The sequence below is a fragment of the Citrobacter sp. Colony219 genome (genome assembly GCF_019382635.1).
In the GTDB taxonomy this organism is placed as follows: Bacteria; Pseudomonadota; Gammaproteobacteria; order Enterobacterales; family Enterobacteriaceae; genus Citrobacter; species Citrobacter youngae.
This window is the reverse complement of record NZ_CP080033.1, coordinates 2,954,733-2,976,305: the sequence shown is the minus strand read 5'-3', so window position 1 is coordinate 2,976,305 and position 21,573 is coordinate 2,954,733. Positions and strand designations below refer to the sequence as shown.

Annotated in this window: 23 protein-coding genes, 1 pseudogene and 1 riboswitch; of the genes and pseudogenes, 12 read left to right on the top strand and 12 right to left on the bottom strand. The window is 51.6% G+C overall.

The genetic code is table 11. The features are described from left to right. A pseudogene (locus tag JTI85_RS13360) lies at positions 1–158 on the bottom strand (MFS transporter); the annotation flags it as partial. Positions 159–333: 175 nt separating this feature from the next. On the opposite strand from JTI85_RS13360, the gene kdgR reads away from it, so the two are divergent. After that, entirely contained in the window at positions 334–1,125 is a 792-nt protein-coding gene (gene kdgR / locus JTI85_RS13355) for a DNA-binding transcriptional regulator KdgR (protein ID WP_005120190.1), read from the top strand. A 105-nt stretch (positions 1,126–1,230) separates the two neighbouring features. On the opposite strand, the gene JTI85_RS13350 is transcribed toward kdgR, so the two are convergent. Further along, on the bottom strand, positions 1,231–1,470 hold the full coding sequence (locus JTI85_RS13350) for a YobH family protein (protein WP_061068061.1): 240 nt from the start codon (positions 1,468–1,470) through the stop codon (positions 1,231–1,233). A gap of 164 nt (positions 1,471–1,634) precedes the next feature. Between JTI85_RS13350 and mgrB the strand changes: the two genes are divergently transcribed. The 6 genes from mgrB to rlmA all read left to right on the top strand — a co-directional run bounded on the left by mgrB (position 1,635) and on the right by rlmA (position 5,979). Then, positions 1,635–1,778 carry a PhoP/PhoQ regulator MgrB gene (mgrB, locus tag JTI85_RS13345; RefSeq protein ID WP_003034977.1) on the top strand — a complete coding sequence of 48 codons (144 nt, stop codon included), beginning with the start codon at positions 1,635–1,637 and terminating at the stop codon, positions 1,776–1,778. Positions 1,779–1,852: 74 nt separating this feature from the next. Beyond that, positions 1,853–2,137: a YebO family protein gene (locus tag JTI85_RS13340; RefSeq protein WP_101742621.1), complete on the top strand. Its 285-nt coding sequence runs from the start codon at positions 1,853–1,855 to the stop codon at positions 2,135–2,137. Positions 2,138–2,775: 638 nt separating this feature from the next. Beyond that, positions 2,776–2,919, top strand: coding sequence for a DUF2627 domain-containing protein (locus JTI85_RS13335; RefSeq protein WP_003034983.1), 144 nt, complete (start codon positions 2,776–2,778; stop codon positions 2,917–2,919). Positions 2,920–2,931: 12 nt separating this feature from the next. Continuing rightward, positions 2,932–3,141, top strand: coding sequence for a transcription antiterminator/RNA stability regulator CspE (gene cspE / locus JTI85_RS13330; protein ID WP_001062678.1), 210 nt, complete (start codon positions 2,932–2,934; stop codon positions 3,139–3,141). A 219-nt stretch (positions 3,142–3,360) separates the two neighbouring features. Then, positions 3,361–5,106, top strand: coding sequence for a peptidoglycan glycosyltransferase FtsI (ftsI, locus tag JTI85_RS13325; protein WP_101742622.1), 1,746 nt, complete (start codon positions 3,361–3,363; stop codon positions 5,104–5,106). Positions 5,107–5,169: 63 nt separating this feature from the next. Then, a complete protein-coding gene (rlmA, locus tag JTI85_RS13320; RefSeq protein ID WP_219351619.1) occupies positions 5,170–5,979 on the top strand; it encodes a 23S rRNA (guanine(745)-N(1))-methyltransferase in 810 nt (269 codons plus the stop codon). Here the strand turns inward: rlmA and mntP are convergent. The 5 genes from mntP to manX all read right to left on the bottom strand — a co-directional run bounded on the left by mntP (position 5,976) and on the right by manX (position 10,178). Continuing rightward, positions 5,976–6,542 carry a manganese efflux pump MntP gene (mntP, locus tag JTI85_RS13315; RefSeq protein WP_115602405.1) on the bottom strand — a complete coding sequence of 189 codons (567 nt, stop codon included), beginning with the start codon at positions 6,540–6,542 and terminating at the stop codon, positions 5,976–5,978. The two genes, rlmA and mntP, sit on opposite strands and share 4 nt — an antisense overlap. A 6-nt stretch (positions 6,543–6,548) precedes the next feature. Beyond that, positions 6,549–6,777, bottom strand: a riboswitch (yybP-ykoY riboswitch). A gap of 196 nt (positions 6,778–6,973) precedes the next feature. Further along, on the bottom strand, positions 6,974–7,432 hold the full coding sequence (locus JTI85_RS13310) for a DUF986 family protein (RefSeq protein WP_005122172.1): 459 nt from the start codon (positions 7,430–7,432) through the stop codon (positions 6,974–6,976). Positions 7,433–7,492: 60 nt separating this feature from the next. Continuing rightward, positions 7,493–8,344 (bottom strand): PTS mannose transporter subunit IID, encoded by an 852-nt coding sequence (locus JTI85_RS13305; RefSeq protein WP_003833769.1) that lies wholly within the window; start codon positions 8,342–8,344, stop codon positions 7,493–7,495. Between the two features lie 12 nt (positions 8,345–8,356). Beyond that, on the bottom strand, positions 8,357–9,157 hold the full coding sequence (locus JTI85_RS13300; RefSeq protein ID WP_003021004.1) for a PTS mannose/fructose/sorbose transporter subunit IIC: 801 nt from the start codon (positions 9,155–9,157) through the stop codon (positions 8,357–8,359). 58 nt (positions 9,158–9,215) lie between these two features. Beyond that, positions 9,216–10,178, bottom strand: a complete 963-nt coding sequence (manX, locus tag JTI85_RS13295) for a PTS mannose transporter subunit IIAB (RefSeq protein WP_005122176.1) — start codon at positions 10,176–10,178, stop codon at positions 9,216–9,218. Positions 10,179–10,639: 461 nt separating this feature from the next. Here manX and yoaE point away from each other — a divergent pair, with 461 nt between their 5' ends. Next, positions 10,640–12,199, top strand: coding sequence for a CNNM family cation transport protein YoaE (gene yoaE / locus JTI85_RS13290; RefSeq protein WP_048211405.1), 1,560 nt, complete (start codon positions 10,640–10,642; stop codon positions 12,197–12,199). Positions 12,200–12,205: 6 nt separating this feature from the next. Here yoaE and JTI85_RS13285 read toward each other — a convergent pair whose 3' ends face one another. From JTI85_RS13285 to pabB, 4 genes are all read right to left on the bottom strand, one after another. Then, a complete protein-coding gene (locus JTI85_RS13285) occupies positions 12,206–13,807 on the bottom strand; it encodes an EAL domain-containing protein (protein WP_048211406.1) in 1,602 nt (533 codons plus the stop codon). Between the two features lie 130 nt (positions 13,808–13,937). Continuing rightward, positions 13,938–15,302 carry an L-serine ammonia-lyase gene (sdaA, locus tag JTI85_RS13280; RefSeq protein WP_048211407.1) on the bottom strand — a complete coding sequence of 455 codons (1,365 nt, stop codon included), beginning with the start codon at positions 15,300–15,302 and terminating at the stop codon, positions 13,938–13,940. A 183-nt stretch (positions 15,303–15,485) separates the two neighbouring features. Next, a complete protein-coding gene (locus JTI85_RS13275) occupies positions 15,486–16,064 on the bottom strand; it encodes a CoA pyrophosphatase (protein ID WP_048211408.1) in 579 nt (192 codons plus the stop codon). A 3-nt stretch (positions 16,065–16,067) separates the two neighbouring features. After that, complete coding sequence (pabB, locus tag JTI85_RS13270; RefSeq protein ID WP_219351617.1) at positions 16,068–17,429, bottom strand: aminodeoxychorismate synthase component 1; 1,362 nt, start codon at positions 17,427–17,429, stop codon at positions 16,068–16,070. 83 nt (positions 17,430–17,512) lie between these two features. Here pabB and JTI85_RS13265 point away from each other — a divergent pair, with 83 nt between their 5' ends. After that, the gene (locus JTI85_RS13265; protein WP_003020986.1) at positions 17,513–17,692 is read left to right on the top strand and encodes a YoaH family protein; all 180 of its coding nucleotides are present in this window, start codon (positions 17,513–17,515) and stop codon (positions 17,690–17,692) included. 6 nt (positions 17,693–17,698) lie between these two features. Here the strand turns inward: JTI85_RS13265 and JTI85_RS13260 are convergent, their stop codons facing one another. Continuing rightward, entirely contained in the window at positions 17,699–18,043 is a 345-nt protein-coding gene (locus JTI85_RS13260) for a RidA family protein (protein WP_005122186.1), read from the bottom strand. A gap of 141 nt (positions 18,044–18,184) precedes the next feature. Here JTI85_RS13260 and JTI85_RS13255 point away from each other — a divergent pair, with 141 nt between their 5' ends. The 3 genes from JTI85_RS13255 (at position 18,185) to JTI85_RS13245 (ending at position 21,528) form a co-directional block, all read left to right on the top strand. Next, entirely contained in the window at positions 18,185–20,095 is a 1,911-nt protein-coding gene (locus JTI85_RS13255) for an ATP-dependent DNA helicase (RefSeq protein WP_116359918.1), read from the top strand. A gap of 58 nt (positions 20,096–20,153) precedes the next feature. Next, the gene (gene tsaB, locus JTI85_RS13250) at positions 20,154–20,849 is read left to right on the top strand and encodes a tRNA (adenosine(37)-N6)-threonylcarbamoyltransferase complex dimerization subunit type 1 TsaB (protein WP_048211411.1); all 696 of its coding nucleotides are present in this window, start codon (positions 20,154–20,156) and stop codon (positions 20,847–20,849) included. Between the two features lie 94 nt (positions 20,850–20,943). After that, positions 20,944–21,528, top strand: a complete 585-nt coding sequence (locus tag JTI85_RS13245) for a Slp family lipoprotein (RefSeq protein WP_219351615.1) — start codon at positions 20,944–20,946, stop codon at positions 21,526–21,528. Positions 21,529–21,573: the final 45 nt, after the last annotated feature.

Sequence of the window (21,573 nt, the reverse complement as noted above, 5' to 3'; positions counted from 1 at the left end):
AAACTGGCCGCGGAGGCCTGAAGATCGGTGGCAATCGTCGGCAGGGCAACGTTAGCAATTGCGCCGTCCAGTACTGCCATAGAGATGCCAATAACAATGGTTAAAATTGCACCGTATCGCTGGGGCAATGGCAGGCCATCGGCCTGAATTTTTTCCATAGGAAGTCAATTTTGTCGGAAATTATGATGAGAATAATAATTTTAGCATTGATATTCAGGCGTTAGGTCGCAGATTTGTAACTAAGTGAGCAAAGACAGATTGCGACGGCAGGTACGTGAAATTATAATAAAAACCGGTTCTGATTTTTATAAAACACTCGCAATGAGGTGGTAAATGGCTATCGCAGATCTGGATAAACAACCCGATTCTGTATCTTCCGTGCTGAAGGTTTTTGGCATCCTGCAGGCGCTGGGTGAAGAGCGCGAAATTGGTATTACCGAATTGTCACAACGCGTCATGATGTCAAAAAGCACCGTTTATCGCTTTTTGCAGACCATGAAAACGCTGGGTTATGTGGCACAAGAAGGCGAGTCTGAGAAGTATTCCCTGACCCTGAAATTATTTGAACTGGGTGCGCGTGCATTACAGAACGTTGATCTGATCCGTAGCGCTGACATCCAGATGCGCGAACTTTCACGTCTGACCAAGGAAACAGTACACCTCGGTGCGCTGGATGAAGACAGCATTGTCTACATCCATAAAATCGACTCGATGTACAATTTGCGCATGTATTCCCGCGTGGGTCGTCGTAATCCGCTGTACAGCACCGCCATTGGTAAAGTGCTGCTGGCATGGCGCGACCGCGATGAAGTGAAGCAAATTCTGGATGGTATTGAGTACAAACGCAGTACAGATCGGACAATCACTAACACTGATGAATTGCTGGTATTACTCGATAAAGTCCGTGAGCAGGGCTATGGCGAAGACAACGAAGAGCAGGAAGAAGGACTGCGCTGTATCGGGGTACCGGTGTTTGATCGTTTCGGCGTGGTCATTGCGGGTCTGAGCATCTCATTCCCGACGCTGCGTTTTTCTGAAGAACGTTTGCACGAATATGTCGAAATGCTGCACACCGCAGCGCGTAAGATTTCAGAGCAAATGGGTTATAACGATTACCCGTTCTAATTTTGACGTGTTGCGATACACAGAAAACCCGATACGGCGTATCGGGTTTTTTACGATCTGCCGTCGTCGCCGGAGCGAATAACGTACTGATTTTTTGCTGCTATATTAACCATTATCGATAACGACGGTGCTTTTCCTCAACAGGGGGCAATCTGACAGGCCAATGATGCCGCTGTTGGTATGGACGTATTGCGCGGTGCTGGTCCCGCGGGCGGTCAGATATTGACATTGCAGGCCCAGACCTGCCGCAGTCTCCTTACTTCCTATCAAAACGCCGTAGCCACTCAGTAATAAACCGATCCAAACCAGAGCGAGCAACACAATAGCGCGGATAATCAAACGCATTACAACCTCTTATCTTTTCTCGTTATTATTAGATTAGCCTGTACATGGGATGAAACAAGTGAATCATTCCTAAAAACATTTAATGCCGTTACAGTTAACTTAGGGTTTAGGTAACTCATGATAATTTATCAACATAGGCTGTAGATTCGGAGAGTGGAGTTGGAGTGAAAAAAATTCGATGGGTGGTCCTGATAGTTGTCGTGCTGGTATGCATACTGATGTGGGCGCAGGTGTTCAACATCATGTGCGATCAGGACGTACAATTTTTCAGCGGAATTTGCGCCATCAATAAATTTATTCCCTGGTAAGCGCATTTCAGTAACAGTTGATTACCTTCTTGTGCGGCAATGGTAAACTACGCTGTCTACATTGAGGTGGTGAAATGAACGAAGTTTTGAATTCTGGCGCGTTGAGTTTTGCGTCTTTAGTGGTATCGGTGGTGGTTCTGGTAATCGGGCTTGTATTGTGGTTTTTCATCAATCGGGCAAGTTCGCGTACTAACGAGCAGATTGAACTGCTTGAGGCGTTGTTGGATCAGCAAAAACGACAGAACGCATTGCTCCGTCGTCTTTGTGAAGCTAACGAACCGGAAAAAGCAGAAGAGCCTACCGCGGTGCAAACTCAGGATGAAGATGATGACATCATTCGTCTGGTAGCCGAACGGTAGTAAACAGAAAGACAGGGTGAGAGTCTGTAGATGCTATTCTCAGATGCTTCATCCTGTCGTCAACGATATCAGATTATTTTCTTCTGCAACAATCCGGCAATTACTGCGCCGACACACGTGGAACCTGCGTTTTTCCAGATGCTCTGACCAATTAATATCTTATCTCTGGTTTGACATAAATATAATTATCCATAGATTAATAATATGATTGTGTCATTTTTGTGATACCGATCGTTTTATTATCAGCGAAACGTTTCTCTTACTTTTTTTGTGCATTGTCATCATTCTTTCATTATTTTGGTGCAAAACCAGAATGCCGATCTCATTTTTACGCTTGTGATATTTTATGCATTACTAAGCATAAAAAATGATATCTGGTAGAGGCTGTGACAGATAATCTGGAACAGTTGAACCTGATGAGCTATGGTAGAAAAGTCCCTGCTACGGCGCAGGCCAGCCGGGACAAGGGGAGAGAGGCGAGGATATATCTCTACTCGGCCTGGCGCATAACTGTGCAGTTGTTGTTTGATGAACTGCGTGATTTGTGCGACCGATCGAGACACGTTTAAAAATGGCTTGCCATTATTAACGTTGTATGTGATAACACGGTTTGGGTTAAACGAGGTACAGTTCTGTTTATGTGTGGCATTTTCAGTAAAGAAGTCCTGAGTAAACACGTTGACGTTGAATACCGCTTCTCTGCCGAACCTTATATTAGTGCCTCAAGCAGTAATGTCTCAGTTTTATCTATGTTATGCCTGCGGGCGAAGAAAATACTCTAAGGAATTTTGCAAATGGCAAAGATTAAAGGTCAAGTTAAGTGGTTCAACGAGTCTAAAGGTTTTGGTTTCATTACCCCGGCTGATGGCAGCAAAGATGTGTTCGTACACTTCTCCGCTATCCAGGGTAACGGCTTCAAAACTCTGGCTGAAGGCCAGAACGTTGAGTTCGAAATTCAGGACGGCCAGAAAGGTCCGGCTGCTGTTAACGTAACAGCTATCTGATCGATACCACTGATTTGAAGCGCTCAGGCGCAACCAATTCAGATATAAAGCCTCGCTTATGCGGGGCTTTTTAATTCAAATTACGTCAAAATATTTCTGAATGCCTCTCCATTAGCGCTTTGTTGCAAAGGCGCGATGTTCGTAGCATTGTTTTTCCCGCTTTCTCCCGGCAATTCCCGTTAAATCAGTCACCTGAAAAACTATCTTGCTGGAGCCCCGGTGAAAAAGAAAAACGACGGCGATGCGCGCAATTTTACTCCCGTACGTTTTGCCCTGCTTTGTGTGGCAATACTGTTGAGTCTGGGATTGTTGCTTGGTCGGGTTGCGTGGTTACAAATTGTCACCCCAACGAGCCTGGTCAAGCAGGAGGATATGCGTTCGTTACGTGAAGTCACAATCGCCTCACCGCGTGGGATGATTACCGACAGAGAAGGACGTCCTCTCGCAGTAAGCGTGCCGGTGAATGCAGTTTGGGCCGATCCGAAGACGATTGTCAGCAAAGGTGGCGTTGGCTATAACGAACGCTGGCAGGCATTGGCGAAGACCCTGCATATTTCACTCAGCACGCTGGCTGAACGTGTTAACAGCAATCCAGCTGGCCGCTTTATTTATCTGGCGCGCCAGATCTCTCCTCAGCAGGCGCAGTGGGTCGATGATCTTAATCTCCCGGGGATTAATCTGCGCGAAGAATCCCGCCGTTTCTATCCCGCAGGTCATGTGGCGGCAAATCTTATCGGCTTTACAAACATTGATGGACAAGGTATTGAAGGCCTGGAGAAAAGTTTCAACAGCCAGTTGATGGGTAAACCCGGCTCTCGCCTTGTGCGCAAAGACAAGTTCGGGCATGTGATTGAAAATATCACGGAAGTGATGCCGGTCCCCGCGCACGAATTGCAGCTCAGTATTGATGAGCGCTTGCAGACGGTGACTGAAGATGCGCTGGATAATGCCGTAACATGGAATAAAGCGGAATCTGGAGCCGCGGTGCTGGTCAATATTGCCACCGGCGAAATCCTGTCGATGGCAAGCTTTCCCGACTTCAATCCCAATAACCGTGATGGCGCGGTGCTGGATGATTTTCGCAATCGTGCAATTAGCGACACCTTTGAACCCGGTTCAACCGTTAAACCGCTGGTGATCATGACTGCTCTGCAGCAAGGGATTGTGCAGCCTGATAGCGTCATTGATACCCATCCTTTTAATCTCGATGGACATCGCATCCGCGATGTCGGATTTTACCCGGAGCTATCGCTTACCGGTATTTTGCAGAAATCAAGCGATACCGGTGTGTCGCACCTTTCGCTGGCAATGCCGGTACAGAAACTGCTGGATACCTATAAACGCTTTGGTTTTGGCGACCCAACCGGGCTGGGGCTAACCGGAGAAAGTAGCGGTTTAATGCCTCAGCGACGTTACTGGAGCGATCTGGACCGGGCGACCTTTGCATTCGGTTACGGGTTAATGGTGACGCCGCTCCAGTTGGCGCATGTCTATGCCACCATCGGCAGTTTTGGTATTTACCGCCCCCTTTCTATTACGCGTATCGATCCGCCAGTGATAGGTACGCGGGTGATGCCGGAGGCGTTGGTGCATCAGGTTGAACATATGATGGAAAGCGTCGCGCTACCCGGCGGCGGTGGGACCAAGGCTGCGGTGAGGGATTACCGTGTTGCGGTGAAAACCGGGACGGCAAAGAAAATTGGTGATGACGGTAAATATGTCGATAAATACGTGGCTTATACGGCAGGGGTTGCGCCAGCGAGCGATCCAAAATTCGCGCTGGTCGTGGTGATTAATAACCCGCAAAACGGTGCTTACTATGGGGGAGCCGTCTCCGCGCCGGTCTTCAGCCAGATTATGGGCGATGTTCTGCGTCTGGAAAACGTCAAACCGGACGGCATGCCTGCTGACTCCGATCATCTGCTGGTGATGCACGGCAGCAGCGTATCCTCGCCGTCGCTGTAAGTTATTTTCCCAGGGCGCAATTCGCGTTACACTTGCGCCCTTAAGCCACCTGCCGGAGTTGTCATGTCGTTTTCCTGTCCTCTTTGCCACCAGCCTCTTACTCAAGCGAATAACAGTTTTGTCTGCCCGGAGCGACACCAGTTTGACGTGGCGAAAGAGGGATATGTTAACCTGATGCCGGTTCAGCATAAGCGGTCTCGCGATCCGGGTGACAGTGCGGAAATGATGCAGGCGCGCCGGGCATTTCTTGATGCTGGTCACTATCAGCCGCTACGCGATGCGATTGTGGATGCGCTCAAGCAGAGGCTGATTTCAGACGATGCGACGATCCTGGATATCGGCTGTGGGGAAGGGTACTACACTCACGCGTTTGCCGATGTGCTGGCGGGCTGTACAACCTTTGGTCTTGACGTCTCCAAAGTGGCAATTAAAGCCGCAGCCAGACGCTATCCGCAGGTGACCTTTTGCGTTGCCTCCAGCCATCGTCTGCCGTTTGCCGATGCGTCAATGGACGCCATTATCAGGATCTACGCACCTTGCAAAGCCGAAGAGTTGGCCCGCGTGGTGAAACCGGGTGGATGGGTGATCACTGCCACGCCGGGACCGCGTCATTTAATGGAACTGAAAGGGCTGATTTATGATGAGGTGCGTTTGCATGCGCCCCATACTGAGCAACTGGACGGTTTTGTTCTGCAACAGAGTATTGCGCTGGGATATCAGATGCAGCTTCAGGGCAGCGAGGCCGTTGCGTTACTGCAAATGACGCCGTTCGCCTGGCGGGCAAAGCCGGAAGTGTGGGAAACGTTAGCGGGGAAAACGACGTTTGACTGCCAGACCGACTTTAGTATTCATGTCTGGCAGCGTCTGAATTAACCGTGGAAGTGTGCCCAGAGGATCTGGGCACCGATACCAATCAGCACCACCCCACCCAGAATTTCAGCTCGCTTGCCCAACATCGGGCCAATAAAACGACCGATCATCATGCCAAGCGTGGACATAATTAACGTGGCGCAGCCAATGGCCAGCGCAGTGGCAATAATGTTGACCTGCAGGAAGGCCAGACCCACCCCGACGGCCATCGCGTCGAGACTGGTCGCAATGGCAGTGGTGACCAGCAGCCAGAAACCGTGGCGGCGCTGCGGCTCTTCATCTTCATCATCGTTGTCACGAAAGCCTTCGATTATCATTCGGCCGCCTAAAAAGATCAGCAAAATGAAGGCGATCCAGTGGTTCCACTCCAGCACGAATTTGCTGGCAAGCATCCCCATTCCCCAGCCAATCAGTGGCGTAAGGGTCTCGACTGCGCCAAAGATAAGGCCGGTACGCAGAGCTTCAGAGAATTTAGGTTTATGTAAGGTGGCGCCTTTGCCAATTGATGCTGCGAAAGCATCCATCGACATGCCGAAAGCGAGAAGAACAGTTGCGGTGATATTCATAACAGCGTCCTGACCGGGGTATTCCATAAAACACATCACTGCCCCCAGTAACCATGCACACTGAGCGGACCCATTGTCTATACAGAGCCATTCAAATATGCATTGCAGTTGATGTGCCTATGGTCTCGCCTGACTAAACGTGATGTTCAGTCCGTACGTGCCACGTTTTTCAACGAGTATGTTGACACGTACATTTCCGGAGTCTGGAAATCGGCTACTCCCCAACGACGGGCGCAACCTTAACATATTTTTGGAATATAAAACAAGAAACGCAGAAATATTATTTGACTTCTAAATGAAAATAATTTTCATTTAGATTTATTTATAGGTAAAACGTTAAATTAAATAACATATGGGCGGAGAAATATAGCCTTAGCTATGTTTGTTTTTCACTGAGATATAAAAAACATAGTTCAGGCTATATTTGTAACTTATTGGTTTGAAATGAGAAGTTTATATATCTTCTCCAGGTCGTCTATATTTCGTACGCGAATAAGCAATCGTCTTTGCTCTAATTGCATCACCAGCACACCGTCTTCTGATAAATTCATCTCTTTAATCCGGTCATATTCAATCCAGACATTGGCGAAGAAAAAACCTTTTTGTTTGAAAATAATTTTAGGCGTACGGATCCAGAACAGATACAACCCCATTAACACCAGTGCACATAATAACCATGTGGTAAATTGCGCGCCGTGGCTGGTGATGTTGTTGTAGATCAGAATAACAATCAAACCGATGAAGATAACGCTGTCGACTCGACTGCGTGGAAGCAGGGCAACAGTAAGTAGAGTGGGGCCATTACGGCGGGGCATGATGAACTGATCGTAAATGGCATACGCCAGCAGCGAAAAGATAAATAGAACCAGCACCAGGTCCGTGATAGTCATGAATCCTCAACCCTCTAAATAGAAAAACCGGGGGCAAGCCCCCGGTGATGTACAACAGTCTTACAGGCCGAGCAGGCCGACAGCGTAGCCCGCGATACCGATGACGAAAAAGCCAACGATGATCCACAGTGGGTTCACTTTCTTACGCAGAAGCCACATACAGGCGAAGGTCAGTAGCAGAGGAACCAAGCCCGGCATCAGCTGATCAAGGATTGTCTGCACAGTGGTCACGCGCGTTTGGCCATCCTGACCGGTGATGGTGGAGACCACCAGTGGGATATTCACGTGCGTCCACTTGTTAACCAAGGCACCCATGACAAACAGGCCGAGGATTGACGCTCCCTCAGTCAGTTTCTGCAGGAAGCCGCCGCCCATATCTTTAACGATATCTACGCCTTTACGGTAGCCGTATGCCACGCCGTAGTAACGGGTTGCCAGACGTACCAGGTTGAACAGGATAAAGAACAGCAGTGGCCCAAGCAGGCTACCGCTCATCGCGATACCTGCACCCAGCGCGGCGAATACCGGGCGTACGGTACCCCAGAAAATCGGGTCGCCCACGCCTGCCAGCGGTCCCATCAGACCAACTTTGATACCGTTGATAGCACCATCGTCAATCTCTGCGCCATTCGCACGCTGTTCTTCCATTGCCAGTGTAACGCCCAGAACCGGTGCCGCTACATAGGGATGGGTGTTAAAGAATTCCAGGTGACGCTTGATAGCTTGCTTACGGGCGTCGTTGTTTTCCGGATACAAGCGGCGAATAGCCGGTACCATGGAGAAACAGAAGCCCAGTGCCTGCATACGTTCGAAGTTCCATGAACCCTGAAACAGGTTAGAACGAATGAACACGCCACGAATGTCACTCGGAGTGAGTTTTTTCTCGGTGGTAGTTTTAGTCATATCAACCATTTCGCTCACCTGCTAGTCCAGTTCGTTATCGAGATCGTTATTGCCAGCCGCCGCAGCAGGCGCACCGGCTACGCGGTTATATTTCGGGCTCAGCTGAATGTAGAGGATCGCCATTACTGCGCCAATCACACCCAGAGCAACCAGGTTGAAGTTAGTAAATGCCGCGGTGACGAAGCCGAGGTAGAAGAATGGCATCAGGTAGCCTGCGCGCATCATGTTGATGACCATCGCATAACCAACCACCACGATCATACCGCCTGCGATGTTCAGGCCGCCGGTCACGACTTCCGGAATGGCATTAAGCATGCTCTGAACTTCACTGGTACCGACAGAAATCGCTACGATTACCGCCGGGATAGCGATACGCATAGCCTGCAGGAACAGGGAGGAAACGTGCAGCCAGGAGAGCGCCGTCAGGTTGCCGTTTTCGGCCGCCTTATCCGCCGCGTGCTGGAATGCTACGGTGATGGTACGAACGATAATGGTCAGAACCTGGCCTGCTGCTGCCAGTGGTATCGCCAGCGCGATACCTGCACCGATACTTTGGTGACCCGCAATAACCAGAACGGTAGAGATAATGGAAGCCAGTGCAGCATCAGGCGCAACCGCAGCACCGATGTTCATCCAGCCCAGAGCGATCATTTCCAGGGTACCACCGATGATAATACCGGTTTTCATATCCCCGAGAACGGCACCAATCAGCGTACAGGCCACCAATGGACGGTGGAACTGAAATTCATCGAGTACCGACTCCATACCCGCGATACATGCGACGATGAACACCAGCACAATCTGAAGAGTGGTAATCTCCATTGTACTTCTCCTATTGCTATACAGACTTAAGTGTGAAAACTAAGTAAATGCCAGGTGGTTATTTCGCCTTGGCAATCAAATCCATCATTTTCAGTTTCTGATCGGTAGAAACCTTACGGGCTTCGAGCTCAATACCGCGTTCGTTGAGTTTCTTGAAGGCTTCGATGTCTTTTTCATCCACCGAAATCGCGTTGTTTACCTGCGTTTTCCCCTGGCGGAATGCCATGCCGCCAATGTTAACAGAGGTAATTTTTACGCCACCTTCAACGATGCGTTCTACATCGGTCGGGTTGGTGAACAGCAGCATTACACGTTCACCGGCGTATTTCGGGTTGTTATAGACGCGGATCATTTTCGCGACATCAACCACATGTGCGGTAACGCCTGGCGGTGCGACCTGAGTCAGCAACGTCTTACGCACGGTGTCAGCAGCAACTTCATCACTGACGACGATAATGCGCGTTACGTTGGTTTCTTTGGTCCAGCGAGTTGCCACCTGACCATGGATTAAACGGTCATCGATACGTGCGAGGCCGATCTGCATATAGTCGTTCGGGCCCATCGGTTTCGCGGGTGCCGCTGCCTTAGGTGCTGCGACGGGGGCAGGTGCGGCTTTTTCAACAGGTTTTGCTTTCAGCGCTTTTACGCCTTCGCTACCCGTTTCAACCGCCAGTGCGACTAATTCATCGAAGCTGGGGTTGTCGTCACGCGCCATGAAGGTTTCTACCAGCATGGGAATGTTCACGCCTGCGATAACTTCATAATGCTCTTTATCGACAACAATGCGGCTCGCAGCGTTAAACGGGCTGCCTCCCCATGTGTCAACGAGAAACAGCACGCCTTTACTGGTATCCAGTTTTGCCAACTGAGCGTTATACTTTTCAATCAGCGTTTCGGCATTTTCGCCTGGAACGAAATCGATCCAGCCGACGTTTTCCTGCTCGCCTAACAACATCTCTGCTGTTTTAAGTAACTGCTCTGCAGCCCAACCATGTGTGCCTATTACAATAGCAATGGTCACTTGCTACCTCCTTTATTATCGTTAACACATCAACGTGAAGATGCATTTTGAATCGCTCGTCCGCAATCGAATCGATTCAGATAAGGGTTACAAAGAAAAACCTATGATTTTCGTGAATTATTTTAGATATCGAAAAAAATATTTTATGTGATGAAGATCCGTAATTTAACTTCCGATCAGAAGAAATTTCGAAGGGTGAAATATCTCCGAAACAACTTATTGCAAAGGAAGGTAAATCTTTGCTAAAAACCGGTTGTCTCTGTTATGTTTAGCATCTGTTTAATTACTCAGGAGTATAGGGCAGTAGCCCACCATATGGATCGTCACCGACGTCATTTCACCTTTAGGCCGTATCAAGCCTGTCAGTTTGGCACTTTTTGCCACAAACTTTATCTGCATATTGCTTTAACGCCTGAGATGTTCAGGGCGCAGTTTGATCATTCCTTAAGCAGGAGCTTGTCATGGAACTCTTAATGGACCCGCAGATTTGGGTGGGTTTGCTCACGCTTGTTGTTCTCGAAATTGTTCTGGGTATCGATAACCTGGTCTTCATTGCAATTCTTGCCGATAAGCTGCCACCGAAACAGCGAGATAAAGCGCGCCTCATTGGTTTGTCACTGGCGCTGATTATGCGTCTGGGCTTGTTGTCCGTGATTTCGTGGATGGTGACGCTGACAAAACCGCTGTTTACGGTCATGGACTATGCGTTTTCCGGGCGAGATCTGATTATGCTGCTGGGGGGTATCTTCCTCTTGTTCAAGGCTACGACAGAGCTGCATGAGCGGCTGGAAAACCGTGAACATGATACCGGGCAGTCAAAAGGCTATGCGAGCTTCTGGGTCGTGGTGACGCAGATTGTTATCCTCGATGCGGTGTTCTCACTGGATGCGGTCATTACTGCAGTCGGTATGGTCAACCATCTGCCGGTGATGATGGCGGCGGTGGTTATTGCGATGGCGGTGATGCTGCTGGCATCGAAGCCGCTGACGCGATTTGTGAACCAACATCCGACGGTGGTGGTGCTGTGTCTGAGCTTCCTGCTGATGATCGGTTTGAGCCTGGTTGCCGAAGGGTTTGGCTTCCACATTCCGAAAGGCTATCTGTATGCGGCGATTGGCTTCTCAATTATCATCGAACTGTTTAACCAGATTGCCCGTCGTAACTTTATTCGCCACCAGTCGACTCTGCCGCTGCGTGCGCGGACTGCGGATGCAATCTTGCGTCTGATGGGGGGTAAACGTCAGGCCAGCGTGCAGATGGAATCCGACAATCCGGTTCCTGTTCCGGTCCCGGAAGGCGCGTTTGTGGAAGAAGAACGCTATATGATCAACGGTGTTCTCTCACTGGCATCCCGTTCATTACGCGGCATCATGACACCTCGTGGTGAAATTAGTTGGGTCGACGCCGATCTGAGCGTAGCGGAAATTCGCGAACAGTTGCTTTCTTCTCCACACAGCCTGTTCCCGGTGTGTCGCGGTGAACTTGATGAAATTATCGGTATCGTGCGTGCTAAAGAGCTGCTGGTGGCGCTGGAAGACGGTGTGGATGTTGCAGCGATTGCGTCTGCCTCGCCGGCAATTGTCGTCCCGGAAACGCTCGACCCGATTAATCTGCTAGGCGTGCTGCGTCGTGCCCGCGGTAGCTTTGTCATCGTCACTAACGAATTTGGTGTGGTGCAGGGGCTGGTAACACCGCTGGACGTATTAGAAGCGATCGCAGGTGAATTCCCGGATGCCGACGAAACCCCTGAAATCATTGCTGACGCCGGTGGCTGGTTGGTGAAAGGGGGAACCGATCTGCACGCGCTGCAACAGGCGCTGGACGTGGATACGCTGGTGGATGAGGACGAAGACATCGCTACCGTAGCAGGGCTGGTGATTGCGGCTAACGGTCACATCCCGCGTGTAGGTGATGTTATTGAGGTTGCACCGCTGAGCATTACGATTGTCGAAGCTAATGACTATCGTGTGGATTTAGTTCGCATTGTTAAAGAACAACCCGCTCACGACGAAGACGAGTAAACGGGGTTAGCGAAATGGCATAATGGGCATGATATGGTGCCCGTTATGCCTGGCGGGTGGCGGCGTGCTGCCCGCCAGCCATTTGGGAAAATCACGAAGCGGCATCGGCTTGGCATACAAAAAACCCTGCAAGATATGTACGCCATGACGGCGTAAATGCTGCGCCTGTGCCTGCGTTTCTACGCCTTCAGCCACCAGTTCGATATTCAGCCTTTTTCCCAGCGCGATAATGATGTCTGTGACGGTTGAATTCACGGCGTCGGTTCCGATCGCCGAAGTAAATGATTTATCAATTTTCAGCACATCCGGGCGCAATTTTTCCAGCCAGGAGAGCGAGCTGTTTCCGGTACCAAAATCGTCAATCGCCAGCTTAACGCCGAGGCGATTCAACTCGCGGACGATCCGATAATCCACATCCAGTAAGGCATCGCGTTCGGTCAGTTCTATAACAAGTTGCTGGATGGGATGCTGGCTGAACCAGTACTGATTAAGGTCTTTTAACAGCGTACCGTGGCGGAAATGGCTGGCGGCAACATTGATACCGATATGAAACTGGCTACTCATCGGAAAAACGTGTCGTTGCTGAATGGTTTCTGCGATGACATGACGGGTAAGAGGGACAATCAGGTTGTGCTCTTCGGCGATAGGAATAAACACTTCCGGCGAAATCCAGCCCTGACGTGGGTTGTTCCAGCGCAACAGAATTTCTACACCCATACATTGCTGGGTCTGCGCGTTCAGCAGTGGCTGACAAAACAACTCGAACTCGTGTGCCGCGAGAGCCAGATTAATCTCCCAGGAAAAACTCATTCTGCTGGCGGTTGCCAGCCAGGCAAGGTATCCCACCAACAGGCTCAGGATCACCGCCAGCGGCAGTTGTGTCGGCAGATGTTTTATCGCCAATTCACTGGCGCCAGGGCCGGTGACGCTGATCGTGAAGGGAAAATGTTGCGATGAAAGCTGATAACGTTTTTCATCGTTCAGTGCAGGCAAGGTCTCGACAACACCTTGTCCGTAGAGCAGGTGGCGGTTGCCGACGGTTAAACTGGCGTTGGTGATTTGCGGTGGCTGGGGTTCCAGCAGCATGGTCGATAATAAATCAATATTGACGATTTCCAGCACCCCATTTTCGCCATCCGCGGAGGCCGGATACCACTGCGTCAGAATGGGACTACCTTTAATCAGCGAATGGTCGGTGGACAACAGAAGTTGCGCCTCCCGGCTCGGTAATTCAGGTTGAATTTGGCGGATAGGCACATTGCGATAGCCAAAGATACTGGAGCAATAAAGAATCCCCCCCTGAATCAGACTGATAGAGCGCACTGTTTGTAGCCTGGCAGCATGCTTGCTCAAAGGTAAACGCGCCACAGAGCAGGGAAGACCAATCAACGGGAGCAGTATATCGCGCCCGGCCTGCAGTGGGAGCAGCACATCATCCAGTGCCTCTACGGCATGATTAGCAAAGGTGACGGTGTAACGGTGATTTATATTACGCTCCGAAATAAATCGGACCGTTAATGTGAGGATGAGCGTCAGTAGTGCACATATTGTGCAGACGATTAAGCGATTACGGCGATAGTTTTGAATGATCCGTTGTGCTGTTTGCATGCGGGCCGCCCGATAAGCCGTTGGTCACAGAAGCCAACAGCAACAGAGCAAGTGTAGTGGGGAAAATTACAGTAGACGAGCGAGAAGGGGCAAATTCGCCCATCCGTCGCAGATGGGCGAAAATTAAGTATTAGTCACATTGAACTTTGATTGCCAAACCACCGCGTGACGTTTCGCGGTATTTGGCGTTCATGTCTTTACCTGTTTCGTACATGGTCTCAATGACTTTATCCAGCGAGACGCGTGGCGCGCTGGTGCGGCGCATCGCCATACGTGCGGCGTTAATCGCCTTCACGGACGCAATTGCGTTACGTTCGATGCACGGAACCTGCACCTGTCCGGCAACCGGATCGCAGGTTAAGCCCAGGTTGTGCTCCATACCGATCTCGGCAGCAACACACACTTGCTCAGGGCTCGCGCCCAGTAGCTCAGCCAGACCTGCAGCAGCCATGGAGCATGCCACACCGACTTCACCCTGACAGCCTACTTCGGCGCCAGAGATAGAGGCGTTCATCTTGTACAACGCACCAATTGCCCCCGCCGCCAGGAAATAACGGGTGTAGATATCCGGGCTGACGGACTCGATGAAATGATCGTAATAGGCCAGTACTGCAGGCACGATCCCGCAGGCACCGTTGGTTGGCGCGGTTACAACGCGACCACCCGCGGCGTTTTCTTCGTTAACCGCCAGCGCGAACATGTTCACCCAGTCGATCACGTTCATCGGATCGTTGGAGAGCTTGTCGCTGGAAACCAGCATACGACGCAGGGCGGAGGCACGGCGAGGAACGCGCAGCGGACCCGGCAGCACGCCTTCGGTGTTCATCCCACGATCGATACAAGCCTGCATGGTCTGCCAGACGTTGCCAAAGTACTCTTCAATCTCTTTTTTACTGTGCAGCGCAAGTTCGTTCTGCATCACCATGCCAGAGAGAGACAAACCGGTGCTGTTGCAGTATTCCAGCATTTCAGTGGCGGATTTGAACGGATAAGGTACGCTGACCTCATTCGTTGCATCCTGACCAAAATGTTCTTCATCAACGATGAACCCACCGCCAATGGAATAGTACGTTTTGCTGTAAATGACGGTTTCGCCATTGTACGCATGGATCTGCATCCCGTTTTCATGCAGCGGCAGGTTGCCGTTGTGAAAACGCATGCCGTCATTCTGCGGGAAATCCACTTCGTGCTGCCCCTGCGCAAGCAGCAGGCGGCCACGCGTTTCTACGTCGCGGATAAATCCGGGGATGCTGTCAATATCCACGGTAGCAGGCTCATTGCCCGCCAGACCCATAATAATGGCGATATCGGTGTGGTGACCTTTACCCGTGAGCGACAGTGAACCATACACGTCGACGGCAACACGGGTTACGCTGTCCAGTAATCCTTTTTCGACCAGGTCATCGACGAACTGTTTACCCGCCTTCATAGGCCCTACGGTATGGGAAGATGAGGGACCAATCCCCACCTTAAACATGTCGAATAGACTAATCACGATAATACTCCTACAGGGCGACTGGGCTTTCCAGTAACGATGTTATAACTGCGCATAGTGTAAGAGGGAACGCGGCGATCGGCTTAACTATTCACATGAATTAAACTAATAGATAACCGCGGTTTTACTAATGTTGTGACCTGAGTTTCAAGTTATCTATGGCGTGCGTAAAGATAAGTATAGTCAGGGCTTGACGCCAATTTGCAGCGCCAGCTCACGAATTATTCCGGCGGTCATTCCCCAGACGAAATAGTGTTCATACCAGGAAAGCCATACACGATGTGAATCACCGCGACGGTAGATATCCAAAGGATGATAGCGACCTAAATGCAGGGCCTGCGCCAGCGGCATTTCGAACACTGCAGACACTTCATCCTCACTGGCGCGATACGGTAAATTTGGCGGGATAATACCTACTACAGGCGTGACCTGAAATCCGGTAACGCTGTCGACCGGTGGCAGCACGCCAATCACCTCAACGCAAGAAGGTGGGATCGCCACTTCTTCCTGCGCTTCGCGAAGGGCGGCGGCAATCAATGAAGCATCGCTGCTGTCCACCGCGCCGCCGGGAAAGGCGACCTGTCCGGCGTGCTTGCGCAGATGAACGGATCGCTGGGTTAACAGCAATCCCGGCTGCGCACGGCGTACGACAGGGATCAGTACGGCGGCCTGGCGCTGGTTTAACGCGGCATGATTGACCTGCGGGCGCAGGAGTTGGAAGCGCGATAAAAAATCATCAAGCGTCAGGCTGCTGTATTCCACGTGTCAGTTCTCCAGTTGGTGCAAAATACGATTCACTTTATCAAACGTTTCCTGATACTCCGCGTCTTCCTGACTGTCTGCAACAATGCCACCGCCAGCGGAGCAATAAATTTGTCCGTTTGTGGCTGTCAGTGTGCGAATGGTGATGCTGGTATCCATATTGCCGCAAAAGCTCAGATAACCAATGCTGCCGCACCAGGCGTTGCGTCTTTGCGGCTCCAGTTCGTCGATAATTTCCATCGCCCGCACTTTTGGCGCGCCGGTGATGGAGCCACCAGGGAAGGCGGCACGCAGCAGATCGGCGGCGTGTAATGACTCTGGCAGACGTGCGGTAATGGTGCTGACCAAATGATGAACGGCAGGGAACGGTTCAACCACAAACAGCTCCGGAACCTTTACCGAACCCGGTACAGCAACGCGGCCAATATCGTTACGCATCAAATCGACGATCATCAGGTTTTCCGCCCGATCCTTTGGCGAATTTGCCAGCTTGTCGGCTTGCTGGCGATCGGCATCAGGATCGTCCAGTCTGGGTAGCGTACCTTTGATGGGGCGTGTCTGGATATGCTGATCTTCCAGTTGAATAAAGCGTTCCGGTGACAGACTGAGGATTGCGCCGTCTTCCAGGCGTATAAACGCACTGAATGGCGCGCGGTTAGCGCGATTGAGCTGCACAAACGCTTGCCATTCATCTCCCTGATATTGCGCCTGAAAACGTTGGGCCAGGTTGACCTGATAGCAGTCGCCGCTGTGCAAATAGTGCTGCACCTGACGAAATTTTTCGCCGTATTGCTCACGGCTCATATTCGAGTGCCATGCCGACGTTAATGTAAATGGATCGCGTACCGGCGGCAGTTGATTTTCGAGCCACGCCAGACGGGCATGCACATCGCTATGGCTAAGCAGTGATACAGTCTGTAGCTGGTGATCGACAATCAACGCCCAGTCATAGATACCGACGCCCATATCCGGCAGGGCGATATCGCGTTCGGCAATATTTGGCAGCGATTCAAAGCGGCGGCCCAGATCGTAGCCAAACAAACCCAGTGCGCCGCCCTGGAACGGGAGGTCGGGATGATAATCAGGCTGAATAGCCTGAGCGGTTAGCGTTGAATATAATACTGCCATCGGGTCATCAAGCGTGCGCAAAATGCCTTGCCTGTCCTTGACCATAGTCTCCTGTGCACGCGTAACCAGGGTCGCTACAGGGTCGGCGACCAGAATATCAAAACGGTTATGCGGATGATCGGCATGACCTGAATGCAACAGCATCGCCCAGGGCAGATGGCTTAAGGTCGAAAAATAGCGTTCAGCGGCGTCCTGACACCAGGGTAATGTGATTACTGCGGGAGATAACGTCTTCATCAGTCCTGACTCGTTGCTACTCTACTGGCTAACTGCCCGGTAGCATGAAATAATTAGCGCAGACAATTTAGCAGGAGTTAACAATGTTTGCAGGTTTACCTTCACTCAGTCATGAGCAGCAGCAAAAAGCAGTAGAGCGGATTCAGGAACTGATGTCGCAGGGGATGAGCAGCGGACAGGCGATTGCTCTGGTTGCTGAAGAGCTACGCGCCAGCCATACCGGTGAACGGATCGTGGCGCGTTTTGAAGATGAAGACGAGTAGCGCCGCTTAAACCGCAGCGATAATCTTGATCTCGACTTTGTATTTCGGGTTCATCAATCCGGCCTGAACGGTACAACGTACTGGCGCGTGACCGGCAACGACCCACGCATCCCAGGCTTTGTTCATGGCGGCAAAATCACTTTTGTCCGCCAGAAAAAGGGTGGCATCAAGGATTCGTGACTTGTCGCTACCCTGTTTTTCCAGCACCGCATCAATTTGCGCCAGCGTATTTGCCGTTTGCTCAAAAGCGTCTGCATCCAGATTCTCCGGCACGCCGGTGTAGTACAACGTGTTGTTATGGATAACCACGTCAGACCAACGAGCTTCAGCATCAATGCGCACAATCGTCATAAATCATTCCTTATTTGCATTTTTCTTCATGGGCTTCAGATTGCGCCAAGACTGCCATAATGTTGCGCCCGCGTCACCTCTTCAACTGGCGAAAGACCCGCTGGCCTGACATAATCCCTGTTCAAATGAACAGGGGGCAGTGTGACGGACGATTTTGCAGCAGACGGTCAATTGGCTAAAGCGATACCGGGTTTTAAACCGCGTGAACCACAGCGACAGATGGCGATTGCTGTCAGTCATGCCATTGAAAAATCACAACCGCTTGTTGTAGAAGCCGGCACTGGCACAGGTAAAACATACGCTTACCTCGCCCCAGCGCTTCGCGCTGGAAAGAAAGTGATTGTGTCGACGGGATCGAAAGCGTTGCAGGATCAGCTCTACAGTCGCGATCTTCCCACCGTTGCCAAAGCACTGAAATTCACCGGTAAGCTGGCGTTGCTAAAAGGGCGCTCCAACTACCTGTGTCTGGAACGCCTCGAACAGCAGGCGCTGGCGGGTGGTGATCTACCGGTACAAACGTTAAGCGATGTCATACTGCTGCGCTCATGGTCAAATCAAACGCTTGATGGCGACATCAGCACCTGCGTCAGCGTGGCGGAAGACTCTCAGGCCTGGCCGCTGGTAACCAGCACAAACGATAATTGCCTTGGCAGCGACTGCCCGCTGTATAAAGAGTGCTTTGTCGTTAAAGCGCGCAAGAAGGCGATGGAAGCGGATGTCGTCGTGGTGAACCATCATCTGTTTCTCGCTGATATGGTGGTGAAAGAGAGTGGATTTGGTGAATTAATCCCCGAGGCAGACGTGATGATCTTCGATGAAGCCCATCAGCTACCGGATATCGCCAGCCAGTACTTTGGTCAATCGCTTTCCAGTCGCCAACTGCTGGATCTGGCAAAAGACATCACCATTGCCTATCGCACCGAGCTGAAAGACACCCAGCAGTTACAAAAATGCGCGGACCGGCTGGCGCAAAGCGCGCAGGACTTTCGCCTACAGCTCGGCGAGCCCGGCTATCGTGGAAACCTACGAGAGCTGTTGGCTGACCAACGTGTGCAGCGCGCGTTTTTGTTGCTCGATGACACACTTGAGCTCTGTTATGACGTGGCGAAGCTGTCTCTCGGCCGTTCTGCCTTGCTGGATGCCGCGTTTGAACGTGCCACGCTTTACCGTGCGCGCCTGAAGCGTCTGAAAGAGATCAACCAGCCAGGCTTCAGCTACTGGTATGAATGCACCTCCCGCCATTTTACGCTCGCGCTGACGCCGCTCACTGTGGCGGATAAATTCAAAGAAGTGATGGAACAAAAGCCGGGCTGCTGGATTTTTACTTCCGCGACGCTGTCGGTAAACGATGACCTTCATCATTTCACCGCGAGGTTGGGTATTGACGATGCCGAGTCGATGCTACTGCCGAGTCCATTTGATTACACGCGCCAGGCGCTGCTGTGCGTGCCGCGTAATCTCCCGCAAACCAACCAGCCGGGGGCTGCGCGGCAGTTGGCTTCCATGCTGCGACCTATTATTGAAGCGAACAACGGTCGCTGCTTTATGCTGTGTACCTCGCACGCGATGATGCGCGAACTGGCGGAACAATTCCGCGCCACCATGACGCTTCCCGTGTTGCTGCAGGGCGAAACCAGTAAAGGGCAACTGTTACAGCAGTTTGTCAGCGCAGGTAATGCATTACTGGTCGCCACCAGCAGCTTCTGGGAAGGGGTAGACGTGCGTGGCGATACGCTGTCGCTGGTCATTATCGACAAACTGCCGTTTACCTCGCCGGATGACCCGCTGTTAAAAGCGCGAATGGAGGACTGCCGCCTGCGCGGCGGCGATCCGTTTGAAGACGTGCAGTTGCCGGATGCGGTAATCACCCTGAAGCAGGGGGTAGGGCGTCTGATACGTGATGCCGACGATCGCGGCGTGCTGGTGATTTGCGACAATCGTCTGGTTATGCGGCCATACGGCGCCACCTTCCTGGCGAGTCTTCCTCCTGCGCCGCGGACGCGTGACATAGCTCGCGCGGTTCGCTTTCTTGCCATACCAACGACTGAGTAATTTGTTACGGAGTGTGGTAAGATGCGCGCCAAATTTATTGATCTGATCACAAACACCCATGCGAATTCTGGCTATCGATACCGCCACAGAGGCGTGCTCTGTTGCCCTGTGGAATGACGGTACTATCAAGGCTCACTTCGAGCTTTGCCCACGAGAACATACCCAACGAATTTTACCGATGGTCGAGGAAATCCTGGCCGCTGGCGATCTCACGTTAACCGACATTGACGCCCTGGCATTTGGGCGCGGTCCCGGTAGTTTCACCGGTGTCCGTATTGGGATTGGCATTGCCCAGGGGCTGGCGTTAGGCGCGAATTTACCGATGATCGGCGTCTCCACCCTGGCGACCATGGCGCAGGGCGCCTGGCGTAAGTCGGGCGCTACCCGCGTACTGGCCGCGATTGATGCGCGTATGGGTGAAGTGTACTGGGCTGAATACCAGCGTGATGAAGATGGCATCTGGCACGGCGAAGAGACAGAAGCGGTGTTAACGCCGGAGCAGGTACACGATCGCCTGCTGCAGCTTTCTGGCGACTGGGTAACCGTTGGCACGGGCTGGCCAGCCTGGCCTGAACTCGGCAAAGATAGTGGTCTGATGCTGAACGATGGCGACGTATTGCTTCCTGCGGCAGAAGATATGCTGCCTGTCGCCACGCAAATGCTGGCTGCCGGTAAGACCGTGGCGGTTGAACATGCTGAACCGGTTTATTTACGTAACACCGTGGCGTGGAAGAAACTTCCCGGTAAAGAATGAATCTTAGTAGTACATCCCTGGTAAATTCGCACTGATGTCAATACACAGCATCGCGAACATATCCGGGCAGAGGCTAAGAAAAGGGAGTCGCAATATGGTGGTGCAAAAGCAGTTATTGAAAGGTGTACTGGCAGGCGTATTGGCGTTATCGCTAAGCGGCTGTGTCACCATCCCGGATGCGATTAAAGGTTCGAGCCCGACACCGCAGCAGGATCTGGCGCGGGTGATGAATGCGCCGCAGTTGTACGTCGGACAAGAAGCACGTTTTGGCGGTAAGGTGGTGGATATTCAAAACCAGCAGGGGAAATCCCGACTGGAGATCGCCACTATGCCGCTCGATAGCGGGGCACGACCGATTCTGGGCGAAGCGTCACGCGGGCGAATTTATGCCGATGTTAACGGTTTCCTCGACCCGGTAGATTTTCGTGGTCAACTGGTCACCGTCGTCGGACCCATTAGCGGAACTGTGGACGGAAAAATTGGTAGTACACCGTATAAGTTCATGCTGATGCAGGTAACCGGTTATAAACGCTGGCATATTACTCAGCAAATTGTGATGCCTCCGCAGCCGATTGACCCCTGGTTCTACGGTGCGCGTGGCTGGCCTTACGGTGGCTACGGCGGATGGGGATGGTACAATCCTGGTCCCGCGCAGGTTCAGACGATAGTAACAGAGTAACTCTTTGTTTTAATGATAAAAGAAACAGCGGCTCGTCCGCTGTTT